Source organism: Anaerofustis stercorihominis DSM 17244 (assembly GCF_000154825.1).
Lineage (GTDB): Bacteria > Bacillota > Clostridia > Eubacteriales > Anaerofustaceae > Anaerofustis > Anaerofustis stercorihominis.
This window is the reverse complement of record NZ_DS560015.1, coordinates 470893-486781: the sequence shown is the minus strand read 5'-3', so window position 1 is coordinate 486781 and position 15889 is coordinate 470893. Positions and strand designations below refer to the sequence as shown.

Below are 15889 nucleotides of genomic sequence, written 5' to 3'. Positions count from 1 at the left end.
TATAAAAGGCATAGAAAATAGAGCTGTGTTATACTATAGGACATTAAGAATTTAAATGTCAATGATATTAAAAATATATAAGTTATCTATGTAATATCTTTTGGAGGGTATATTTATGAAGTTTGTTTTAGCTCCCGATTCTTTCAAAGGAAGCATGAGTTCCGTTTATGCATGCAGTGCAATGGAAAAAGGGATAAAGAAAGTATCGAGTGATGCCAATATAATTAAAATACCTATGGCGGACGGAGGCGAAGGTATCGTAGATGCTTTCGTTATAGGAAACGGCGGTAAAAAAATCGATTTGGATACGGTAGATCCCTTTGGCAGAAAAATAAGTGCTTCTATAGGTATTTTAAAAGATGAAAAAACTGCGGTAATCGAAATGTCCTCTGCCTGTGGGCTTTATCTTATTAAAGAAGAAAGAAATATTTTAAAAGCCAGTTCTTATGGTACGGGTGTGCTTATTAAGAAAGTTCTTGATTTAGGATTTAGAGATATAATCATCGGACTCGGAGGCAGCGGTACCAATGATGGCGGCATAGGAATGATGTGTGCTCTCGGAGTCAAATTTTTAAATAGTGTAGGTAATGAAATAAAGTTAGGGGCAGAAGAGATATGTGATATCAGCAGGATCGATTTATCTAATTTAGATGAAAGGATAAAAGAAACTTCTTTTAATATCGCATGTGATGTAAATAACCCGCTTATAGGTAAAAACGGAGCTTCATATGTGTTTGGACCGCAAAAGGGTGCAAGCCTTGATGAAATTGAGTTTTTAGATGATAGTTTAAATCATTTCGGAAAAGTAATCCTTAAACAATTCGGAAAAGATATAAGATATATCCAAGGAAGCGGTGCTGCGGGCGGTATGGGTGCTTCGGTTTTATTCTTCTTAAATGGTAAATTTAATTTAGGCGTGGATTTAATATCTAAGTATAACAATTTAGAATATGAAATCAGCACTAGTGATTATGTTTTTACCGGAGAGGGGTGTGTAGACGGACAAACTTCCTTAGGTAAGACTCCTTATGGTATTGGTTTAATAAGTAAAAAATATAATGTTCCTGTTATATGTTTTGCAGGGAAGATAAAAGACGATTTGAATACTCTTTATGATAATGGAATAACGTCGGTCGTTCCGATTTTATCTGAGGTTGTAAGTTTGAAAGAAGCGCTGGAGATGGGATATGTCAATTTGCAAAGAGCAAGTGAAAACATTTCTCGTATAATAAATGCGAATAGAAACTCAATATAATTATTAAATTTATATTTATAATAAATAAAAAAGACATCTTAAAGATGTCTTTTTCCTTGCATTTCTTAAAAGGGTAGTCGGTTAAGAATTTACAAGTTTAAGGCGTTAAATAATAAAAAAAGAAGTATTACCTTCTAATTTTAATGGTGCCGAAGACCGGAATCGAACCGGTACGATCGGTAAGGATCGCAGGATTTTAAGTCCTGTGCGTCTGCCAGTTCCGCCACTTCGGCATAGTGGAAATTATCTTACAGATAACACCTTAGAACTGATTGGATCAATTACTAACTTATTATATCAAATGTTTCCGATATTACAATAGTTTGTCAAAAAAAAGTGAAAAAATATTATATTATGAGTTTATTATATTAGTCTGTTAGTCAGCTATTGTTTATATAATTATTAAAAGTTAAATAATTTGTAGCTATATAGTGTTATAATTGATTAAAATAAAGATTTATCAAAATACTTGAAATTATATAAAAGGAGATAAAATGGTTTATTTAGGTAATTACGCTTCTCCTGTTGGGGATATCGTTCTTGGAAGTGATGGAGAAAATTTGATAGGATTGTGGTTTAAAGACCAAAAATATTTTTTAGATAGCATTAAAGAAGATACTGTACAGAAAGATGATTTAAATATATTTAATGAAACGAGTAAATGGCTTGATAAATATTTCAGTGGAGAAAAACCTTTGATTTCCGATTTACCTATTTCTCCAAGGGGGAGTGATTTTAGAAAAAGTATATGGAAAATACTTTGTGAAATACCTTATGGAAAAGTTATTACATATAATGATATCGCAAAAGAGATAGCTAATCAAAAAGGTATTGAACATATGTCTGCACAGGCGGTTGGAGGAGCAGTATCTCATAATCCGATATCTATAATCATACCTTGTCACAGAGTAGTAGGTTCTAAGGGCAGTCTTACAGGATATGCGGGAGGGATCGATAAAAAGATAAAACTACTGGAACATGAAAAGGTTGATATGTCAAATTTATTTATTCCGAGGAAAGGTACTGCATTATAATGGGAAAAGTATTGGATGACGATTTGATTTTTCTTGTTCTTTCCATAGTTGAAGAAATCCCTGAAGGAAAAGTTGCAACTTATGGGCAAATCGCAGGACTGGCAGACAGACCGAATAATGCGAGATTAGTGGGTAAAATCCTCGGTATGTCTGAATACTACGGTGAATATCCTTGTCATAGAGTCGTTAATCATAACGGAAGGCTTGCACCTAATTTCCATACTCAAAAAGAAAAGCTGGAAAGTGAAGGCATAAAATTCAAAAATGATGAACATGTTGATTTAAAAAAACATAAATGGATTATATAATAAATATATAAGTTGATAAAAAATGAAACACATCGGCATATTATAGCCATGTGTTTTTATTATATTTAAGGCATAATTTTATTTGATATTTTAAGTAAAATGAAACATAATTTTCTCAAATGTAATCAACATTAGGATATTTTTTAAGAATTTTAAATTAGATTATAAATCGATTTAAATAAATTATTATCAATTTTGTACAATAAAAAAATTTTATTAAATGATATTATTTTTTATAAATCATTAAAAGGGGAGTCGTATGACATTTTAATTTAATTTAAAATTTTTTCCCTTAATAAATATTGTTTGGAAAGGACATAAAAAATGAATGAAGAAAAAAAATGTGTAATGGTAATTGATGAAAATTTGCCTCTCGGATTGATTGCAAATACTGCGGCAATACTCGGTAATACTATGGGGAGTCATTATCCTGATTTGGTAGGGGCAGATGTATCGGATAAAGAGGGGAATGAGCATATGGGTATCATAAGTATACCTATTCCTATTTTAAAGGGGAATAAAGATGTATTAATGGATTTAATAAATAAATTAAGTGATGAAAAATATAAAGATATCGTGGTTGCCGATTTTTCAGATGTAGCTCAGTCCTGTAATATTTACGATGAATATATAGAAAAAATCAGTAAAGTAAATTTGGGTGAAATGAATTATTTTGGCTTAGCTCTTTACGGGAACAAGAAACTTATAAATAAATTGACCGGAAGTATGGGGTTACTAAGGTAAATATTTTTATTTTTCTGCAATAAAAATTAAAAGTTCTTGTATGATGTCTATAAAATCTATTAGAATAAGTTAAAATAGTTTATGGCATTTATTAAGCAAAAATTTTTATTATGATTTGTCAGATGTTTTTTTATATAAAAAAATCAATCATATTTCAGATTGATTTGAATTTGTCTTATTGGAGCGAAAGACGAGATTCGAACTCGCGACCCTCGCCTTGGCAAGGCGATGCTCTACCACTGAGCCACTTTCGCATAAAATGGTGGTCGCAATAGGGCTCGAACCTATGACCCCCTGCTTGTAAGGCAGGTGCTCTCCCAGCTGAGCTATGCGACCAAGCACGTTATAGTATAAAGTAAAATATAAAATTTGTCAATATTTTTTTAAAATAATTTGAATTTTGTCGCTTGTTTTTTTTATCTCTTTTGTGGTTAGGAAATCATGGAACGATATATCGTCAAATTTAGTTTTATCATATATATCAATTATTTCTTCAGCGGAATATAATCTCTGCATATGTCTGATATTTTCTGTTTCTTTTTTATCTTCGTATATTTTTATATTTGTATAAAGATAATTTTCCTCTTTTTTCCTTTTTATAATAAAATCAATATTTTCACATGAGAAATCATCATTCGTTTCTAAATAATCTTTATTTATGATATCAAAAGTAAAAATAGAATTTTCATTCAGCATTTCATAAGCATTATTTAAAGTATCTGTAAAATCATCTTCATTTAAAAGATAGTTCATACTGTCGCATGCGGAATAAATCAAATCGAATTTTATATCACATGTAAATTTAGACATATCACATTTTATTAAGTTTAGATGTTTATTTTCAAAAAAGGCGTTCTGGTCGGCAATGCTTAGCATTTCTTCGCTTATATCAACTCCGTATAAGTTAGCATTTGTCATTTCATCGATACATAGAAGCATTTCTCCGCTGCCGCAGCCCAAATCCAAAATATTTTTATTATTTAAATTTTTACCCGCAAGAGAGTATATATATTTGCTCCATAACTCATAGTCTACAAAAGAAGTATATATATCATAGTATTCGCTGAATTTATCGTAATTGTTATTCATTTAATAAGTTTTCCCTTATAAATTTATCCGTTCCGTTTTCAAATACGCTGTCAGTGATATACATTGCATGTTCTTTTAATTCTTCTCTTGCATTATCAACCGCTACAGGTATGCCCGATTTATCTAAAAGAGGTATATCTGCCAGACTGTCACCGAAACTCATAAGTTCTTCTTTTTTTATATCTGCATAATCCATCAAAAAATCCATAGCCTGTCCCTTTGATGAACATCCGAATTCAAAGACTGTCTGAAATGACTGGATATAATTTACTCTTCCTTTATATTTTTCTGCGATTTTTTTTAATTTATTTTGTACTTCATCTGTTTGAAGAAAGTCAAAAATACATATCCTAGTCAGCGGTTTGTCTTTAGGAAAATCTTTTAAATTTCTCATTATATTTACTCGCAAGTCTTTGTCGAATTGTTGTACTTTCTTAAATATTTCTACATGTTTATCACAAAAATCCGGTTCCGCTTCGCAAGGATTTACATATAAATCATCTCTGGATTCAAGCATGAAAATAAGATTATCAAAATTCTCGATTGAAGATATTATATCCAGCTTTATATCCTTTGGGATTTCAACTTTATATATTATTTCCTTATTTCCGTCAATAAATTTAGTAACAAGTGCTCCGTTGTCACTAATGACATAATCAGGATTTAATTTCTTTGTGAAATAATATGCTTGATAGAACCCTCTTGCTGTAGCTACTATGGTTTTATATCCCTTTTCTTTTAATTTTTTAAAAGTTTCAATAGAAATATCATCTATTGCGAATTCATCTTTTATAAGCGTATGGTCAAGATCCGTTGCGACTGCTTTAATTTTATTGAATCGTTCCTTGTTTTGAGACAGTGTAAATTCATATAATTTATTATTTATATAATCGTAATTTTCTCTTCTATGAGGAATGAGACAATTTGAACAGTCTTTTACTCCATTCTTTGTGTAAGTAAAATTACCTCCGCATTTATCTTCCATTAAATAGAGGGGGCAGTAGCAAAACAAGCAATTAAAATTTTTTTTGTCATCGGTTTTGTGGCAAGGGAAGAACTCGCATTTTTCATGATTTATAAATTTATAATTTTCCATAAAACAATTTTAAATCAAATCCTTTATTTTTTCAAGCTTGTCTTGTATAATACCTGATAGTGAAAGAGGATAGTATGAAATATAAAAATATAGTTAAGGCGACTTTTATAGAAAGACCCAACAGATTTATTGCTAATTGTAAAATAGGAGATACGGTTGAAACTGTACACGTAAAGAACACCGGAAGGTGCAGAGAATTATTAAAAAAGGGTGCAGTTGTCTATCTTGAAAAATCGGATAATCCGAACAGAAAGACAAAGTATGACTTAATAAGTGTATATAAAAAGGATATACTGTTTAATATGGACAGCCAAATCCCAAATAAAGTATTTAAGGAAGCACTTGAAAATAAAATTATAAACCTTGAAGGATTTGAAGGGGAATTATTTATAAAGAGCGAAAGCACTTACGGAAATTCAAGATTTGATTTTTATGTGGAAAGTAAAGAGCATAAAGCATATATAGAGATAAAAGGGGTAACATTAGAAGAAGAGGGGATAGCTATGTTTCCCGATGCACCTACACTTAGAGGAATAAAGCATATCAATGAACTTGTAAAAGCTCATAAAGACGGTTATGAAGCATATATAATTTTTATAATCCAGTTTAAAGGAGCAAAGTATTTTACACCTAATCCCGTACATGATGATTTTATAAACGCACTTAAAAAAGCTAGAGAAAATGGTGTGAATATCCTTGCTTTTGACTGTGATATAACCAAAAATGAGATAAAAGCAAGTAAAAAGATAGATGTTAAAATATAGAAGATTTTAATTATTAAGAATTAATGAAAATTTTGTAATATTTTACATATTTTTAATCAAACATACTTTTATTTAACTTTTATTATGCTATAATACTAAAAGTAAAATGTTTACTTATACTAGGAGTTTTTATGAATATAGAATTTACTTTTTTAAGTTTGATAATTATTATTGCATCTTATTTTATAGGGTGTATAAATGGTGCATATATATTTTCAAAAAGTGTAAAAAAAGAGGATATAAGAACTTACGGAAGCGGTAATGCTGGGGCTACCAATGCTCTTAGGACTTATGGCTTTTTTTCCGGACTTTTAGTTTTTTTGATAGATTTTTTTAAGGGAATGCTTGCTGTCGGACTGTGTTATATCTTCAAGCAAAGTCCCTTTGTTATACTGCTTTCGTCACTTGCATGTGTTGCAGGACATAACTGGCCTATATTTATGGGGTTCAGAGGCGGCAAAGGTGTTTCTGCCAGTGCGGGTATTCTTGTAATGGTAGACTACCGATTGGCTCTTATGGCTATTTTGATCGGATTTATATTGGCGATTATTACCAGAATGGTATCTGTGGGTTCTCTTACAGCCCTTACGCTAAGTGCAGTATTTTTTATTGTATTTAAAGTAGATATTTTTTACATTATTTTATCTTGCATTCTTTGCATTTTAAGCATATATCAGCATAGACTTAATATAAAAAGAATAATTAACGGAAATGAAAATAAATTAAGCTTTGGTAAAAAAGATAAATAATTTATATAAAATAATAGATTTGAGGATTTATTTATGAGAAAAAGTTCTAAGAAAAATTTAAAAATAATTTGGTTGGTAATACTTTTATTCGGTCTTATAAGCGGCGGGATATTGATTTCTTTTGCTATCGGTCATAAGTTATATTGGGTAGCACCAATTTGTCCGATACTCATAATCCTTATGTATTACTTATCATTATATTTTAAATATAAATCGTATAGCATCATATATAATAAAAAAGGTTATGATACTACGATGCTGTATATTGACCCTTTTTATACTCTATATAGAGATCCCGATAAGAAATACAGAGGAAGACTTCATAATAAACACTATTTTTCACTTGGAGTTACGGTTCCGAAATTCAAATATCCTCAAAATGATGAAGAATTTAATAAGTTGAAAGGTGATTTTACTTTTACTACTTTTGAAAATATAGCAGGGACTTTACTTCTGCTTGTTTTGGCTTGCATATCAGTATATTTCCTTTTCGTTTATATATTTTCTGATATAATATTGTTTTTTATTGATGTGGCTTTGATTTTTTTGATTTTGTTTACATCAACACAAATTTTATTTATACTTCTTGAAGGTGATAAATGCTTGGATATCCCGAATGATAAAATAGATACGGGAGAGAAGGATGAAGAAGGACATCACATTGTTAAAAATTCATTTACTGAAGAACAGTACGATTACCTGGTAGCATCTAAATTCCTTCTTTACGGAAGTTATAACCTTAAAAATAGAGATGTTAAAAGAAACTATCTGCTTAAAAAAATCTCAGATTATTTAAACAAAGATTTTGATTTAAAAGACTTAGATTTCGAAGATATGTATACTGTTGACTTCGTTTTAAGAGATTATCTAGATGTAAAATTCGGAAGATTGAATGTAGGATTCAGCAAATATATAAACTTTTTATATGAAAATTTTGATGATATTGCAGTAAATAAAATATCTTCTTTAAAAGATGATATCAAAGAATATTTAGTTGTTTGTCACCATATCATAGCTTATTTTATTAAAAGAAAAGACTATAAAAAAGCTAATGATTTATATGATAAATTGTCTGATTTTGATTTAGATGAAAAGAAAGATAAAGATTTGATTTATTTGAAGAAAAGAAATGCTGCTTTGCTTAAAATAGAAGGTAGTGATATCAATAATGTTTTAATTGATGATACCATTGTTTATAACGGACTTGACGTATTCAGCAAGGTCACTTCAAATTATTTGGAAGAAGAAAAAGACTACAGATATATAACCGAAACGAAATCACAAAGAGATAAAAGAAGGAAAGAACGTGAGGATAAGTTAAGAGCTCAAGGGGCTTTCGTAGAAGATACGTCAGAAATAGAAAATGATAATAAATCTAGTAAAAAAGGATTATTTAAAAAGAAAAATAAAAAAGAAGTATGTGATAAAGAAAATGAAGAACTTACTTTAAATGAAGAAAAAGAAATTGTATCTGATGAAAGCGAAATATCCGATAATGAATCACTTAAATCTGAAAATATAGAAAATATAGATAAAGAAGATGATTTGAGTAAAGAAGATGATAAATAAAAAAAAGACTGCATAAGCAGTCTTTTTTTATACAACCTCATAGCCTTCTTCGGTTATGATTTTTTCCAAATCTTCTTTGCTTGCCATTTCTTCATTATATTTGATTTCAACGATGTTCTTTTTAGCACTTGCTTTAGCTTTTTTTACCGCTTCGTTCTTCTTTAAAGCTTCCATTACTCTGTTTTCGCAGTGAGAACAAGACATTCCGTTTACATTTAATATTATTTTTGTCATAATTTACTCCTCCTTATTCTTTTTTATTATTATATATCAATTGGTTTCAAATTAACATAGGAAATAATTAAATGAAAAATTTTCAATAATTTACTAAATTTTCTTGACATTTATGAAAATGAGGTGTATCATATCAAACAAGATATACATTAGGAGAAGAAAAAATAGAAAGGTTTAAAAGAACTTAACAGCTTTAAATTTTATAACTTTTTTAGCTTTGCAAACTATTATTTCTTTGCAGGTTCTTTTTCATGTACAGTTTAGCCTTTTAGTGAGTATCAACTTTTATGTATAAAAATTTATGTAAAAATATTAGGGAACTCATTAAAAGGAGTTCCCTTTTTTATTTTACAAATACACAATTTTAAGGAGAAAATAAAATGATAGTAGTATTACAACCGAATGCAGACAAAATGGAAGTGGCGAAATTAGTTGCCTTGATCGAAAGCAAAAACCTTAAGATCCAACCTATCGAAGGACAGGATCTTACGATACTCGGACTGGTCGGGGATACCTCGATTTTAGATGCTAAAATCCTTGAAGCCAATGATGTGGTAAGAAGAGTCCTTCACGTAGAAGAACCTTACAAAAAAGCCAACAGACTGTTTCATCCAAACAACAGTGAAATAAAAATCGGAGATCAGGTAATCGGAGGAGAGAAGCTTGCAATAATTGCCGGACCTTGTTCGGTAGAAAGCAGAGAACAAATCACGGAAGTCGCAAAAGATGTTAAGGCTTCGGGAGCAAATTTCTTAAGAGGAGGAGCTTTCAAACCAAGAACTTCGCCATACGCTTTCCAAGGACTCGGATACGACGGACTTGAACTTTTAAAGGAAGCAAGAAAAGAAACCGGGCTTCCGGTAGTAACAGAATTGATGTCAACTAACGACCTTGAAAAATTCATAGAAGATGTTGATGTGATCCAAATCGGTGCAAGAAATATGCAAAACTTTGATTTATTAAAAGAACTCGGAAGGATAAAAAAACCTATTTTGCTTAAGAGAGGTTTAAGTGCAACTATCGAAGAGCTTTTAATGTCAGCCGAATACATAATGGCAGGGGGCAACGAAAACGTGATTCTTTGTGAAAGAGGTATAAGGACTTTCGAAAATTACACAAGAAACACTCTTGACTTAAGCGCTATACCTGCAATCAAAAAATTAAGTCATTTACCTATCATAATCGACCCTTCTCATGCTACCGGAAAATGGTGGATGGTTGAGTCTCTTGCAAAAGCCGCTGTAGTTGCCGGTGCAGACGGACTTATCATAGAAGTACATAACGACCCTTTGAATGCACTATGTGACGGTCAGCAATCGCTTAAACCCGAAGCATTCGATGAATTGATGTCCGATATCAAAAAACTTGCTCCAATCGTAAACAGAACAGTTTAGGAGAAATAAATGAGTAATTCACTTCATGTTGATCTCGGAAAAAATTCTTATGATATCATAATAAAAAAAGGTATCTTGAAGAATGTCTGTGAAGAGATAAAAAAGGTCTATAAAGGCGAAAAAATATTTATAATAACCGACGATATAGTTTCAAGTTTCTATTTGGATAAAGTTTCTCAAGATTTGAAATCAGGAGGATATTCAGTGGATTATATCGTTCTTCCAAACGGAGAAAGTACAAAGTCTCTTTCTTCGCTGGAAGTGATATACGATGCTTTGATAGATTTTAAGATGACAAGAAAAGATCTTATCATAACTCTCGGCGGAGGTGTTATAGGCGACCTCGGAGGATTTGTGGCTTCGACTTTTTTAAGAGGTGTGGATTTTATACAAATCCCTACGACCCTTTTATCGCAGGTAGACAGTTCCGTAGGAGGTAAAGTTGCAATAGACTTGGCTAAGGGCAAAAATCTTGTGGGAAGTTTTCATCAGCCCAAACTGGTTTTGATAGACCCAAACGTACTTGCAACTTTAGATGACAGGACGGTAAACGATGGATTTATGGAAGTCATAAAGTACGGCTGTATATTCGATAAAGAGTTCTTTGAACTCTTATACAAAATGCATTCAAGGGAAGATATCCTGGAGCATATAGAACATATAATATATAAAAGCTGTGATTTAAAAAGAAAAGTGGTTGAGGAAGATGAAAAGGATACGGGAGAGAGAATGAAATTAAATTTCGGTCATACTCTTGCTCACGGGATAGAAGCGTATTATAATTATGAAAAGTATACTCACGGAGAAGCGGTAGCCATAGGAATGTATGAAATAACCGCTCTGAGTGAGAAAAAAGGACTGACGAAGAAAGGTACGAGTGATAAAATCAGAGATATACTTGTAAACTTCGGTATGGACTATGATATAAACGCTGTACATAATGAAAATATTTTATCTCATATATCTTCTGATAAGAAAAATGAAGGCAGCATTTTAAATGTGATACTTTTAGATGAGATAGGAAGCTGTTATATTTATAAAACAAATTTAGAATTTTTTAAGGACAAATAGATGGATAACATAAAAATCACACCAAATAAGCTCAAAGGAAAAGTAAATATACCTCCGTCAAAGAGTATGGCTCACAGAGCAATAATATGTGCGGCACTTTCTAAAGGAAAATCCGTAATAGATAATATAGAACTGTCCGATGATATAATCGCAACAATATCGGCAGTAAAGAGTATGGGGGCAAAGGTTACAACAGATAACAGGAAAGTGACCATAGAGGGGATTTTAAATTCTCCGAAAGAGTCTGACTTCACTGTCGACTGCAATGAATCCGGTTCCACATTAAGGTTTTTTGTTCCCATAACAATGCTTTTAAAGGGGGAGAAGACTTTTATAGGTAAAGGTAACTTGGGAAAAAGACCTCTCGACGTATTCTATAATATATTTGATAAGCAGGGAATAGAATATTATTACGAAAAAGACATTTTAAACCTTACCGTAGACGGAAGATTAAAAGCGGATACATTTGAAGTAAGAGGAGATATAAGTTCTCAGTTCATAACCGGATTACTGTTTACTCTTCCTTTACTTGAGGGAGATTCAAAAATAGTCATCACCACTGATTTGGAATCCAAAAGTTATCTTGACTTGACTTTATCGATGTTAGAAAAGTTCGGGATAAAAATCATAAATAATGATTATAAAGAATTCATCATAAAAGGAAATCAGGAATATAAAGCCATGGATTACACCGTGGAGGGAGATTACTCTCAGGCTGCATTCTTCTTATCCGCCAACTATTTGGGAAGCGATATAGATGTTTTAGGGCTTGATGATACATCTCTTCAGGGAGATAAAGAAATCATCAAGTGGATTGATGTTTTAAATAGCTCCGAAGAAAAAGTAATCGACGCAGCAAACTGCCCCGATATAATCCCCGTGCTTACCGTATGTGCAGCTCTTACAAAGGGCGAAACAAGGATAATAAATGCGGGAAGGCTAAGGATAAAGGAATGTGACAGGCTTAATGCAATATCTAAGGAACTAAGTAAACTTGGTGCAAAGATAATCGAAAACGAAGATAATCTTGTTATAGAAGGTGTAGAGTCATTAAAGGGCGGGATAGTTGATTCTCATAAGGATCATAGGATTTCCATGAGTATGGCGATCGCGTCAACGGCGGCAAAAGATGATATAATAATAAAAGATTATATGTGTGTAAGAAAATCATACCCGACTTTCTTTGAAGATTTTGTAAGCTTGGGAGGTGAAATTCATGAGTGCGACATTTGGAGATAATTTTAAAGTTACAATATTCGGACAGTCTCACAGCGAGGCGATCGGTGTAGTAATAGACGGTCTGCCCGCAGGTATAAAACTTGACTTCGATAAAATAGATTTTGAACTCAAAAGAAGGCAGGGGGGAGATAAATTTTCCACTCCGAGAAAAGAAGCCGATACACCGAAAATCATAAGCGGTTATTTCGATGATAAGACGGCAGGTTCTCCTCTTTGTGCCATCTTCGAAAACGGCAATACGAGAAGCAAGGATTACAGCGAACTTAAAGTAAAAATGAGACCTTCACATGCTGATTATCCGGCATACATAAAACATAACGGAAATAATGATTACAGAGGCGGGGGAAACTTCTCGGGAAGACTTACCTTACCTCTTACTTTTGCGGGAGCGGTAGCTAAGCAGCTTTTGGAAGAAAAAGGGATTTATATCGGTTCTCATATCAAAAAGATAAACAAAGTGGAAGATATATCTTTTGATAAGGTGAATATAGGTAAGGATGAACTCATTTCTTTAAAAGAAGAAGTTTTTCCTTTGCTGGATAAGAGTAAATTATCCGAAATGGAAGAAGTCATTTTAAAGGCTAGGAATGACCATGACAGTGTCGGAGGGATAGTGGAATGTGCCGTGCTGGGATTTCCCGCAGGGGTAGGTTCTCCTTTCTTTGACAGTATAGAATCAAGATTATCTCATCTTTTGTTTTCCGTTCCGGCAGTAAAAGGCGTAGAGTTCGGAGAAGGTTTCGGATTTGCGGATTTACTGGGAAGCGAAGCAAAAGACGAGTATTACTACGATAAAGACGGAAACGTAAAAACATATGAAAATCACAACGGAGGAGTCCTCGGCGGAATTTCCAACGGACAGCCCATTTGTTTTTCGGCGGTTATAAAACCTACGGCAAGTATATCAAAACTTCAGCGTACTATTGACGTGGGGAAAAAAGAAAATACGAAGCTTGAGGTCGTTGGAAGACATGACCCGGTAATAGTCAAAAGAGCTGTTCCAGTAATAGAAGCCGTAAGTGCAATATGTTTATATGATTTTTTATTAAATGAGTAGGTGGTTTTATGAGAAGTTTAGAAGAAAGCAGAAAAAGAATAGACGAAATAGATAAAGAGTTGGTAAGACTTTTTGAAGAGAGAATGAATACTGTCGTAGATGTTGCAAAGTATAAAAAAGAAAATAACATAGATGTTTTAAATAAAAACAGAGAAGCCGAAGTAGTTGAAAAAGCCATAAATAATCTAAAGGATAAAAAATATGCGGAGGAAGTGGCTGACTTCTTTAATCATTTGATGGATATAAGTAAAAATTTCCAAAGAAAAGCCATAGCCAAGAAAATGGTCAGTAATCTTAAGAAAAGTATATTTATTGACATAACCGAGACAGCGTCAAAAGCGGGATACAGTATGATGATAAATCCTCTTGCAAAAAAGGTTTGTGAAATATATTTCGGGGATAAAACAAAAAAAATCGAATTCAATTCTTATGATGATATAATGTCTGGGTTGATAGACGAAAGTCTTGATTATGTGCTTTTGGCTGTAGATAATGCAATGGACGGACATATAGCAGAGCTTTACGATTTACTTGAAAAATACGAAGATATTTACATAAAAGACAAATTCGTTACGGATAAAGACGGAATAAAATTGGAAGATATTCACGGACTTAACACCGAGAATTACAATAAATTCATAATCCTCGGTAAATATAAAAGGTTCGTAAAAGACAGCAATAAAATTGATTTGATAGTAAGGATAGACAACGAACCTAAATCATTGGGACATCTTGTAAAATATTTCTCCAATTACAATATCAATATAAATAAAATAGATTCCAGAGAAGCTGACAGTTCGGTTAAAGACTTCAGTGTTTTTATCAATTTTGACGGAAGCTTGGAAGATAAGAATATTTTGAAAATGCTTTCCGGTCTTGAAGGAGATGTTCATTATTTAAGACTTGTGGGAGCATACAGAGGTTAAGATGAAAAAATTCGGTTTGATAGGAGAAAAGCTTCCTCACAGCTTTTCAAAGATACTCCATAGCATAGCTTTCGAAATCCTAAACTTAGATTATGAATATGAGCTGTATGAAATAGATTTGAATACTGCATATGATATAAAGTCATTTATGATAGATAATGAACTTGACGGGATAAACGTAACCATTCCTTATAAAGAAACCGTAATTAAAAGCTTGGACAGCATAAGCGAAGAAGCAAAGAAGATAGGTGCGGTAAATACGATTAAAAATATAAAAGGTAAGCTTTACGGATATAATACCGATTACTATGGATTTTTATATACTCTGAAAAGTAATGATATAAATATAAATAATAAAACGGTTGTAATACTTGGCAGCGGAGGCGCAAGCAAAGCTGTCATAGAGTGTGTAAAAGATTTGAATGCAAAAAGTATTTATCTCGTAAGCAGAAATAAAACAGACAAAGAGACAAAAGACGGGATAGTTTTAATTGATTATAAGGATTTAGAGGATATAAAAGGGGAAGTTCTTATAAATACGACTCCTGTAGGAATGTATCCGAAAGTAGATTTTTCTCCGGTAGGTGAAGATATTATAAATAACTTCAATAATGTAGTGGATGTAGTATATAATCCCCTTGAGACCAAACTTATGAAGACGGCAAATAAGTTAGGCAAAAATTCCTTTTCGGGGCTTACAATGCTTATAATGCAGGGGCTTAAATCCGAAGAAATTTGGAATGATTTTAAACTTACAAAACAAGAAATAGATTTGATAGAAAATAAAATAAAAAAGGAAATATAGTATGAAGAAAAATATTCTCTTAATCGGTATGCCTGGCTGCGGTAAAAGCAGTATCGGAAAGGCTTTATCAAAGAGTATGGATTTGAAATATATTGATATGGATGACTATATCGAAAAAAAGACGGGAAAAGCCATAAGTGAACTTTTTGAGAAAGGTGAAGACTATTTCAGGGATATCGAAACCGAGTGTGCAAAAGAAATATCGAATATGGAAAATATGCTTATTTCTGCCGGAGGGGGAATAATCCTGAGAAAAGAGAATATGGACTTTTTAAAGAAAACTTCTACTGTTATTTTTATAAACAGAAGCGTTAAAAACTTACTTAAATCTAAAAATCTCGGAGCCAACAGACCTTTACTCAAAGATAATGAAAACCATATATATAAATTATACAACGACAGGATCGGATTATATAAAAAATATGCAGATATTGAAGTGGACAATAACGGATATTTTAAAAATTGTGTAGAAGAAATAATGAGAAAAATAAGATAAATTTTCGACAAAATATCATAAAATAAAAAGCATGTGTCATAATTGATACATGCTTTTTT

Annotated in this window: 17 protein-coding genes and 3 tRNA genes; 14 read left to right on the top strand and 6 right to left on the bottom strand. The window is 32.0% G+C overall.

The window, feature by feature from the left end; all coding sequences use genetic code 11:
- The first annotated feature begins 115 nt into the window (after positions 1-115).
- A complete protein-coding gene (locus ANASTE_RS02400; protein ID WP_007049304.1) occupies positions 116-1255 on the top strand; it encodes a glycerate kinase family protein in 1140 nt (379 codons plus the stop codon).
- A gap of 144 nt (positions 1256-1399) precedes the next feature.
- On the opposite strand, the gene ANASTE_RS02395 is transcribed toward ANASTE_RS02400, so the two are convergent.
- A tRNA-Leu gene (locus ANASTE_RS02395) sits at positions 1400-1488 on the bottom strand.
- 261 nt (positions 1489-1749) lie between these two features.
- Between ANASTE_RS02395 and ANASTE_RS02390 the strand changes: the two genes are divergently transcribed.
- The 3 genes from ANASTE_RS02390 to ANASTE_RS02380 all read left to right on the top strand — a co-directional run bounded on the left by ANASTE_RS02390 (position 1750) and on the right by ANASTE_RS02380 (position 3341).
- Positions 1750-2289 (top strand): methylated-DNA--[protein]-cysteine S-methyltransferase, encoded by a 540-nt coding sequence (locus tag ANASTE_RS02390; protein WP_007049303.1) that lies wholly within the window; start codon positions 1750-1752, stop codon positions 2287-2289.
- On the top strand, positions 2289-2597 hold the full coding sequence (locus ANASTE_RS02385; protein WP_007049302.1) for an MGMT family protein: 309 nt from the start codon (positions 2289-2291) through the stop codon (positions 2595-2597). Before ANASTE_RS02390 ends, ANASTE_RS02385 begins: the two co-directional genes overlap by 1 nt.
- 324 nt (positions 2598-2921) lie before the next feature.
- Positions 2922-3341 carry a DUF2000 domain-containing protein gene (locus tag ANASTE_RS02380; protein ID WP_007049301.1) on the top strand — a complete coding sequence of 140 codons (420 nt, stop codon included), beginning with the start codon at positions 2922-2924 and terminating at the stop codon, positions 3339-3341.
- A gap of 179 nt (positions 3342-3520) precedes the next feature.
- On the opposite strand, the gene ANASTE_RS02375 is transcribed toward ANASTE_RS02380, so the two are convergent.
- The 4 genes from ANASTE_RS02375 to ANASTE_RS12035 form a co-directional block, all read right to left on the bottom strand.
- Positions 3521-3595 (bottom strand) — tRNA-Gly (locus ANASTE_RS02375).
- Between the two features lie 6 nt (positions 3596-3601).
- Positions 3602-3677 (bottom strand) — tRNA-Val (locus ANASTE_RS02370).
- A gap of 36 nt (positions 3678-3713) precedes the next feature.
- Positions 3714-4430 carry a class I SAM-dependent DNA methyltransferase gene (locus tag ANASTE_RS02365; protein WP_007049300.1) on the bottom strand — a complete coding sequence of 239 codons (717 nt, stop codon included), beginning with the start codon at positions 4428-4430 and terminating at the stop codon, positions 3714-3716.
- Positions 4423-5526 carry an HAD-IIB family hydrolase gene (locus ANASTE_RS12035; RefSeq protein ID WP_187361995.1) on the bottom strand — a complete coding sequence of 368 codons (1104 nt, stop codon included), beginning with the start codon at positions 5524-5526 and terminating at the stop codon, positions 4423-4425. Before ANASTE_RS12035 ends, ANASTE_RS02365 begins: the two co-directional genes overlap by 8 nt.
- Positions 5527-5600: 74 nt before the next feature.
- On the opposite strand from ANASTE_RS12035, the gene sfsA reads away from it, so the two are divergent.
- The 3 genes from sfsA to ANASTE_RS02345 all read left to right on the top strand — a co-directional run bounded on the left by sfsA (position 5601) and on the right by ANASTE_RS02345 (position 8608).
- A complete protein-coding gene (sfsA, locus tag ANASTE_RS02355) occupies positions 5601-6290 on the top strand; it encodes a DNA/RNA nuclease SfsA (protein ID WP_039944626.1) in 690 nt (229 codons plus the stop codon).
- A 131-nt stretch (positions 6291-6421) separates the two neighbouring features.
- Positions 6422-7039 carry a glycerol-3-phosphate 1-O-acyltransferase PlsY gene (gene plsY, locus ANASTE_RS02350; protein WP_007049297.1) on the top strand — a complete coding sequence of 206 codons (618 nt, stop codon included), beginning with the start codon at positions 6422-6424 and terminating at the stop codon, positions 7037-7039.
- 33 nt (positions 7040-7072) lie between these two features.
- Positions 7073-8608: a hypothetical protein gene (locus tag ANASTE_RS02345; protein WP_007049296.1), complete on the top strand. Its 1536-nt coding sequence runs from the start codon at positions 7073-7075 to the stop codon at positions 8606-8608.
- Between the two features lie 27 nt (positions 8609-8635).
- On the opposite strand, the gene ANASTE_RS02340 is transcribed toward ANASTE_RS02345, so the two are convergent.
- Positions 8636-8842 (bottom strand): heavy-metal-associated domain-containing protein, encoded by a 207-nt coding sequence (locus tag ANASTE_RS02340; RefSeq protein ID WP_007049295.1) that lies wholly within the window; start codon positions 8840-8842, stop codon positions 8636-8638.
- A gap of 380 nt (positions 8843-9222) precedes the next feature.
- Between ANASTE_RS02340 and aroF the strand changes: the two genes are divergently transcribed.
- Genes aroF through ANASTE_RS02305 form a run of 7 tightly spaced genes read left to right on the top strand, consistent with a single transcriptional unit; the run spans position 9223 to position 15830 of the window.
- Positions 9223-10236: a 3-deoxy-7-phosphoheptulonate synthase gene (aroF, locus tag ANASTE_RS02335; RefSeq protein WP_007049294.1), complete on the top strand. Its 1014-nt coding sequence runs from the start codon at positions 9223-9225 to the stop codon at positions 10234-10236.
- A 9-nt stretch (positions 10237-10245) separates the two neighbouring features.
- Complete coding sequence (gene aroB, locus ANASTE_RS02330; protein ID WP_007049293.1) at positions 10246-11307, top strand: 3-dehydroquinate synthase; 1062 nt, start codon at positions 10246-10248, stop codon at positions 11305-11307.
- Positions 11308-12546 carry a 3-phosphoshikimate 1-carboxyvinyltransferase gene (aroA, locus tag ANASTE_RS02325; protein ID WP_007049292.1) on the top strand — a complete coding sequence of 413 codons (1239 nt, stop codon included), beginning with the start codon at positions 11308-11310 and terminating at the stop codon, positions 12544-12546.
- Positions 12524-13603, top strand: a complete 1080-nt coding sequence (aroC, locus tag ANASTE_RS02320; RefSeq protein WP_007049291.1) for a chorismate synthase — start codon at positions 12524-12526, stop codon at positions 13601-13603. Before aroA ends, aroC begins: the two co-directional genes overlap by 23 nt.
- A gap of 8 nt (positions 13604-13611) precedes the next feature.
- Positions 13612-14529 carry a chorismate mutase gene (locus ANASTE_RS02315; protein WP_007049290.1) on the top strand — a complete coding sequence of 306 codons (918 nt, stop codon included), beginning with the start codon at positions 13612-13614 and terminating at the stop codon, positions 14527-14529.
- A 1-nt stretch (position 14530) separates the two neighbouring features.
- Entirely contained in the window at positions 14531-15334 is an 804-nt protein-coding gene (locus ANASTE_RS02310) for a shikimate dehydrogenase family protein (RefSeq protein ID WP_007049289.1), read from the top strand.
- A 1-nt stretch (position 15335) separates the two neighbouring features.
- Positions 15336-15830, top strand: coding sequence for a shikimate kinase (locus ANASTE_RS02305; protein ID WP_007049288.1), 495 nt, complete (start codon positions 15336-15338; stop codon positions 15828-15830).
- Positions 15831-15889 lie beyond the last annotated feature (59 nt).

What these genes read in the sequence shown, in the direction of transcription:
- ANASTE_RS02315 (WP_007049290.1), top strand. Translation starts at nt 13,612, where the DNA reads ATGAGAAGTTTAGAAGAAAGCAGAAAAAGAATAGACGAAATAGATAAA.
- plsY (WP_007049297.1), top strand. Translation starts at nt 6,422, where the DNA reads ATGAATATAGAATTTACTTTTTTAAGTTTGATAATTATTATTGCATCT.
- ANASTE_RS02305 (WP_007049288.1), top strand. Translation starts at nt 15,336, where the DNA reads ATGAAGAAAAATATTCTCTTAATCGGTATGCCTGGCTGCGGTAAAAGC.
- aroC (WP_007049291.1), top strand. Translation starts at nt 12,524, where the DNA reads ATGAGTGCGACATTTGGAGATAATTTTAAAGTTACAATATTCGGACAG.
- ANASTE_RS02365 (WP_007049300.1), bottom strand. Translation starts at nt 4,430, where the DNA reads ATGAATAACAATTACGATAAATTCAGCGAATACTATGATATATATACT.
- sfsA (WP_039944626.1), top strand. Translation starts at nt 5,601, where the DNA reads ATGAAATATAAAAATATAGTTAAGGCGACTTTTATAGAAAGACCCAAC.
- aroF (WP_007049294.1), top strand. Translation starts at nt 9,223, where the DNA reads ATGATAGTAGTATTACAACCGAATGCAGACAAAATGGAAGTGGCGAAA.
- ANASTE_RS02385 (WP_007049302.1), top strand. Translation starts at nt 2,289, where the DNA reads ATGGGAAAAGTATTGGATGACGATTTGATTTTTCTTGTTCTTTCCATA.
- ANASTE_RS02400 (WP_007049304.1), top strand. Translation starts at nt 116, where the DNA reads ATGAAGTTTGTTTTAGCTCCCGATTCTTTCAAAGGAAGCATGAGTTCC.
- ANASTE_RS12035 (WP_187361995.1), bottom strand. Translation starts at nt 5,526, where the DNA reads ATGGAAAATTATAAATTTATAAATCATGAAAAATGCGAGTTCTTCCCT.
- ANASTE_RS02380 (WP_007049301.1), top strand. Translation starts at nt 2,922, where the DNA reads ATGAATGAAGAAAAAAAATGTGTAATGGTAATTGATGAAAATTTGCCT.
- ANASTE_RS02310 (WP_007049289.1), top strand. Translation starts at nt 14,531, where the DNA reads ATGAAAAAATTCGGTTTGATAGGAGAAAAGCTTCCTCACAGCTTTTCA.
- ANASTE_RS02340 (WP_007049295.1), bottom strand. Translation starts at nt 8,842, where the DNA reads ATGACAAAAATAATATTAAATGTAAACGGAATGTCTTGTTCTCACTGC.
- ANASTE_RS02345 (WP_007049296.1), top strand. Translation starts at nt 7,073, where the DNA reads ATGAGAAAAAGTTCTAAGAAAAATTTAAAAATAATTTGGTTGGTAATA.
- ANASTE_RS02390 (WP_007049303.1), top strand. Translation starts at nt 1,750, where the DNA reads ATGGTTTATTTAGGTAATTACGCTTCTCCTGTTGGGGATATCGTTCTT.
- aroB (WP_007049293.1), top strand. Translation starts at nt 10,246, where the DNA reads ATGAGTAATTCACTTCATGTTGATCTCGGAAAAAATTCTTATGATATC.
- aroA (WP_007049292.1), top strand. Translation starts at nt 11,308, where the DNA reads ATGGATAACATAAAAATCACACCAAATAAGCTCAAAGGAAAAGTAAAT.